The 4,917-nt window shown below is 51.4% G+C and carries 5 protein-coding genes and 1 pseudogene; 5 read left to right on the top strand and 1 reads right to left on the bottom strand.

Annotated elements, in window-relative coordinates:
• Window positions 1-662: 662 nt before the first annotated feature.
• The 4 genes from JUJ53_RS02865 (at window position 663) to JUJ53_RS02850 (ending at window position 4,157) form a co-directional block, all read left to right on the top strand.
• Window positions 663-1,709, top strand: a complete 1,047-nt coding sequence (locus JUJ53_RS02865) for a PDDEXK nuclease domain-containing protein (RefSeq protein WP_239124732.1) — start codon at window positions 663-665, stop codon at window positions 1,707-1,709.
• Window positions 1,710-1,916: 207 nt separating this feature from the next.
• Window positions 1,917-2,240: a hypothetical protein gene (locus JUJ53_RS02860; protein ID WP_204150472.1), complete on the top strand. Its 324-nt coding sequence runs from the start codon at window positions 1,917-1,919 to the stop codon at window positions 2,238-2,240.
• Between the two features lie 39 nt (window positions 2,241-2,279).
• Window positions 2,280-3,191, top strand: a complete 912-nt coding sequence (locus tag JUJ53_RS02855) for a hypothetical protein (protein ID WP_204150471.1) — start codon at window positions 2,280-2,282, stop codon at window positions 3,189-3,191.
• Window positions 3,192-3,272: 81 nt separating this feature from the next.
• The gene (locus tag JUJ53_RS02850) at window positions 3,273-4,157 is read left to right on the top strand and encodes a tetratricopeptide repeat protein (protein WP_204150470.1); all 885 of its coding nucleotides are present in this window, start codon (window positions 3,273-3,275) and stop codon (window positions 4,155-4,157) included.
• Between the two features lie 117 nt (window positions 4,158-4,274).
• Here JUJ53_RS02850 and JUJ53_RS02845 read toward each other — a convergent pair whose 3' ends face one another.
• Complete coding sequence (locus JUJ53_RS02845) at window positions 4,275-4,568, bottom strand: hypothetical protein (protein WP_204150469.1); 294 nt, start codon at window positions 4,566-4,568, stop codon at window positions 4,275-4,277.
• 165 nt (window positions 4,569-4,733) lie between these two features.
• On the opposite strand from JUJ53_RS02845, the pseudogene JUJ53_RS02840 reads away from it, so the two are divergent.
• Window positions 4,734-4,917: pseudogene (locus JUJ53_RS02840) on the top strand (photosystem II q(b) protein); the annotation flags it as partial.

The following is a 4,917-nucleotide window of genomic DNA, read 5'->3' as shown; positions in this document are numbered from 1 at the left end:
TCTGCCGAATCCTGAACGAAAGAATGAGCTTTTTCAACAAATCTATTGACACTGTTCTCAATAAGCTCATGCAAGATGTTCATACTGAGAATTGCTGTGGGCAATCAGGTTGGGTTGCCTACGACGGTGGTCGGCTCCATTAGCACCATCCTGCCTTGCAGACATGCTAGGGACTGAATGATTCAGGGGGATGGTCTACGTTAGGAATAACGTTATTCCTAGATGGCTGTCAATGGTTCTAGATGGCTATCAACGTGTGGTGCCGGTAGATGTGAACGAGCTGTCTACGTAGGATGGCAGAGCCGAGTGACGGAACAGAATGATGAAGATGACGTGAAGTGAGATGGGTGAAAATACTGCTGGGATGTAGATTGTGCGGAGATGTTTATTCTCGTCTGCAGGATGGGCATACTCTGTTTACGCTTAACAGAGCATCTACCCGGTATCCTATCCACCGGGTTTTTTTATGAAATTTTTTGATTGCTCTACCAAAAGGAAGGCGATCGCTCTTTTATCCTTGGGCATCCTATAAATAGACACATCACTTAGACGTTCCCCGGGCCTGCCGGGGATTTTTATGTAAACCTTGTCATTCTCAGATCGTTGGATGCTGGCATTCAGGTGAAAGCTGCTTCAAGCACAGACTAGAATAGCGGAATTCCATGCGATCGCCCTCTATGACCCTCACCTTCCCCGAGCACTATGATGCCCTGCTCACCCACCTCAAAGCGCAAATCCGCACGGCGCAGGTGAAGGCGGCTCTATCGGTGAATCGAGAGCTGGTCATGCTCTATTGGCAGATTGGCACCGCAATTTTGCAACAGCAGCAGCACCAAGGTTGGGGGGCGAAGGTGATCGATCGCTTGTCGGCGGATCTGCGTCAGTCGTTTCCTGATATGAAGGGCTTTGCTGCCCGCAACCTTCGCTATATGAGGGCGTTTGCTGAAGCCTACCCAGATCTTGAACTGGTGCAACAGCTTGTTGCAGATATTCCCTGGGGGCATAATGTCCGCCTGTTAGACCGGGTCAAAAATCTAGATGAACGCCTTTGGTATAGTCGCCAAACGATTGAACATGGCTGGAGTCGTCATGTTTTAGAGCACCAGATTGATGCCGATCTCTACCATCGGCGCGGTCAAGCCCTCAATAACTTCGATCGCACCCTGCCGCCGGTTCAATCGGATCTAGCCCAAGATCTGCTCAAAGATCCCTACCACTTTGATTTTTTGAACCTCAGGGACGATGTTCAAGAGCGTGATTTAGAACGGGCGTTGCTGCAATCAATCTCCGCTTTTTTGCTGGAATTGGGGGTTGGTTTTGCGCTGGTGGGCAATCAATATCACCTCACGGTGGACGGGGATGACTTCTATATTGATCTGTTGTTCTATCACCTGGCGTTGCGCTGCTATGTGGTGATTGATCTGAAGATCAGCAAATTTGAGCCAGAATTTGCCGGCAAAATGAACTTCTACCTAGCTGCCGTAGATGAACGCCTGCGCCATGCTGACGACCAACCGAGTATTGGCATTATTTTGTGTAAGGGGAAAAATAAAACGGTGGTGGAATATGCCCTGCGGGACATTGGCCGGCCCATGGGTGTGGCAGAGTACCAACTAACGCGATCGCTGCCTGAACAATGGCAAGAACAGCTCCCTAGCGTTGAGGCCCTGCAAGCGAAGCTCGAAACGCGATCGCTAGATTTATCCTAGAGCTAACCTGAGATCGAGCTAGGCTGAAAGCCTCGTTCTCTCGGGGTCTGAGATCTTGACTCTTTCATCCAACAAGCTGAACAACCCCCCTTAACCCGAACTAACGTTAGAGTTAGAAAGATCCTGTGGTTTTTGCGCTTCACCCAACCCTGGCTCAGCCCTGCTTGCTTCTGTGCTCTTTTCCCTATGCCGTCCTAATCCTGTCCTATGTCTCAGCCTCCCTTCGACTTTGATTCCCAGTCCGGCATTGATGACTATCTGCTGCAACGCCGCCGTCCGTTGCAGGATGACGATGTGCTCGAAAAGGTGTTTGTTGAACCGGAGATCCGGGAACGGGCGATCGCCACAAGGAACAAGCTGCGACGATTATTTTTGATGCTGCTAGCCTTTGGCTTGGGTATGGGCCTGTTGGTGGGCGGTGGAGTGGCGATCGTCATGTATCGTTTTGGTCTGGCGGAGAAGCCCCAGTCTGACCAAGATCTGCCAACGCTACGCGATTTACCCCAATATCAAGATGATGCAACGCCCTAGCCAGGTTTCTTCTTAAAGCACCAGGAAGAATGTAGGTAGTTGCTAAAAAATTCACTATACTTGGGCGATCGCTCCTCCCATAATCATGGGCAATGCAAGGGCAGCGATCGCTCTCTTCGTGAGGTGATAAGAATGACCGATGATTTAGCTGGAAATACCCCTAGGCAGGCGTTTAACCTAGGTACATTCGCCAACACCACTCGTTTCATTCGAGAATCGGTGGGGACGCTCGATTCAGCTGATGTGTACAAAGTTAAATTTGCTCGCAGTAGCTACACAGTTATTTCTCTGATCAATCTCCGCAGTGACGTGGATATTGCTACCCTCGATAGCCGTGGGCGACAACTGCAACTGCTAGATAATCCCGGTCGTCAGTCGGAGTTGGCCTATGGCTTTACCCCTGCTGGCACCTACTACATCAAGGTGTTTTCTGCAGACAATCGCAATTCGGGCTATCGGCTAACAGTGCATTCCGTGGTGGTGCCAGCGGCTCAGTTACCGTCCAATCAAACGCGATCGCAGATGTTTATGGGGAATGGGCTCACTCAAGGAGTTCCGCAACCAGGGACGGCTATTCGATCGATTGATCGATTGCGATCGCGTCTGCGGAATGACGATCAATTTTCCACCGCAAACAATCTAGGGCTGTTTGCGAACCGTACGATCAATGTTCGGGATGTCATTGGCGGACGTGATGCGTCAGATATTTATCGGATTAAGGTCACGGACGACAGCCATGCGGTGATTTCCCTCACCGGTCTGCGTGGAGAAGCAGGATTTGTCACGTACAACAGTAATCTCCAACGAATTGCTGTGTTTGATAATCTAGGTCGCCAAAATGAGCTAGCGTTTGGCGATACCGTACCCGGCACCTATTACATCCAGGTGTTCTCCACCAGTAATCAGGAAACCTCCTATCGCCTGACGGTGCATACATCTGAGCTACCCTAGCGTTGGTTGGTCGAAGGTGTACAGGACTTTCTGGATCAAGTTTGTACAATAGGACAATACATCCTGCCGAGGTCATGGGTCATGATAGCTTTGGGTTTCTCTGCCTCGTCGTTCCGTAGGTCGATTGTGCTGCTCAGTCTTGGTTTAGGGCTAGGATTGCCGATGCCAGCGATCGCCGTGGCTTCGCAGACGGACTCGATTCTGCAACTGGTGCAGCAGGGAGAAGCGGCGGAAGCCGACAAAGACTACAGCGCGGCTGCGGAGATTTGGCAGCAGGTGATTGACCGAGAACCCAGTAACGCATCAGCCCATGCCAATTTAGGGAATGCTTTGCGAGAGTTGGGCCAGTTGGATGAGGCGATCGCGGCCTATGGTCAAGCGTTGGATCTAGACCAGGACTTAGCCGATGCCCACAATGGTTTAGGGGTCACCTTCAACCGCCAAGGCAATTTAGATGAAGCGATCGCTGCCCATCAACAGGCGATCGCTCTGGATCCAGAGTTGGTGAGCGCCTACAACAATTTGGGCGTGGCGTTGGCCAAGCAAGGGCGACTGACGGAAGGGCAAGCGGCTTTTCAAGAGGCGATCGCCATCGACCCAGACTATGCTTCGGCCTACAGTAATTTGGGCATTGTTCTGCGTCAGCAAGGTCAGCTAGAGGCAGCGATCGAGATCTATCAACAGGCAATTCAGATTAGCCCTGACGACGCCACGATCCATAACAACCTGGGCGTGGCATTCTACAACCGCAATCAGTTTGAGGCAGCGATTACTTCCTATGAGGCAGCGATCGCCCTCGATCCTGACTATGCTTCGGCCTATAACAATTTGGGTAATGTGCGGTTTTTTCAGAATCAGTTTGAAGCGGCCGCTGCGGCCTATGAGGAAGCTCTGAGGCTGCAGCCTAACTATACAGAGGCTCAGCGCAATTTGGAGCTGGTGCAGCAGATCCTAGACGTTCAGTAAAGGCAGTCCATGAGAGCCTTAAATGAGAGCCGGCCTGGAGGGTTGCCTTCGGTCTCTCAGGATGGCAGCTAGAAACGATCCGGTGGCAAGGTATCGATCCACCTGCGATCGCCCAACCTAGTGCTGCTGGGTCGATGGAGAATTCTGAGTGTCCTCAAGGCGCGATCGCACTTCTCTCACAAAGGGGTGAGCGTTATGGCACTCAACGGCTTGATACAGCAAGCGGCGCAGGGACTGGGATTGGATGTTGTGGGTTTGGGCGGTTGGGTGAGACATGGGGGCAAGTCCTGATGGGGGCGTGGGGCGTCGGTGTAGATTAACTTCACTATCCCAGATCACCCCAACCTTGGATGTGACGGCTATGGGAGGGCAGGTGTGCGATCGCTCCTGGGTTGGCGTGAAATCCGTCATCGGATCGGGGTGATATCCATCACGACCTCTCCTTGCCTATAACTAAAACTTATGAAACTGATAATTAAATATTTGGCAATATTCCTTTACATTTGTTTGTAAAGAAAGGTAACCTGTATTCATACATAAAACTTGCAGCTTTTGCAGTTAAGGACTTATAAACCCATGACCACGACACTACAGCAGCGCGAAAGCGCCAATCTGTGGGAGCAGTTTTGTAACTGGGTCACCAGCACCGAAAATCGCCTCTACGTAGGCTGGTTCGGCGTTCTGATGATCCCCACCCTGCTCACCGCCACCATCTGTTTCATCATTGCCTTCGTGGCAGCCCCTCCCGTTGACATCGACG

Origin of the sequence: Leptolyngbya sp. CCY15150 (genome assembly GCF_016888135.1) — a bacterium.
In the GTDB taxonomy this organism is placed as follows: domain Bacteria; phylum Cyanobacteriota; class Cyanobacteriia; order RECH01; family RECH01; genus RECH01.
This window is presented reverse-complemented; position numbering and strand designations above follow the sequence as displayed.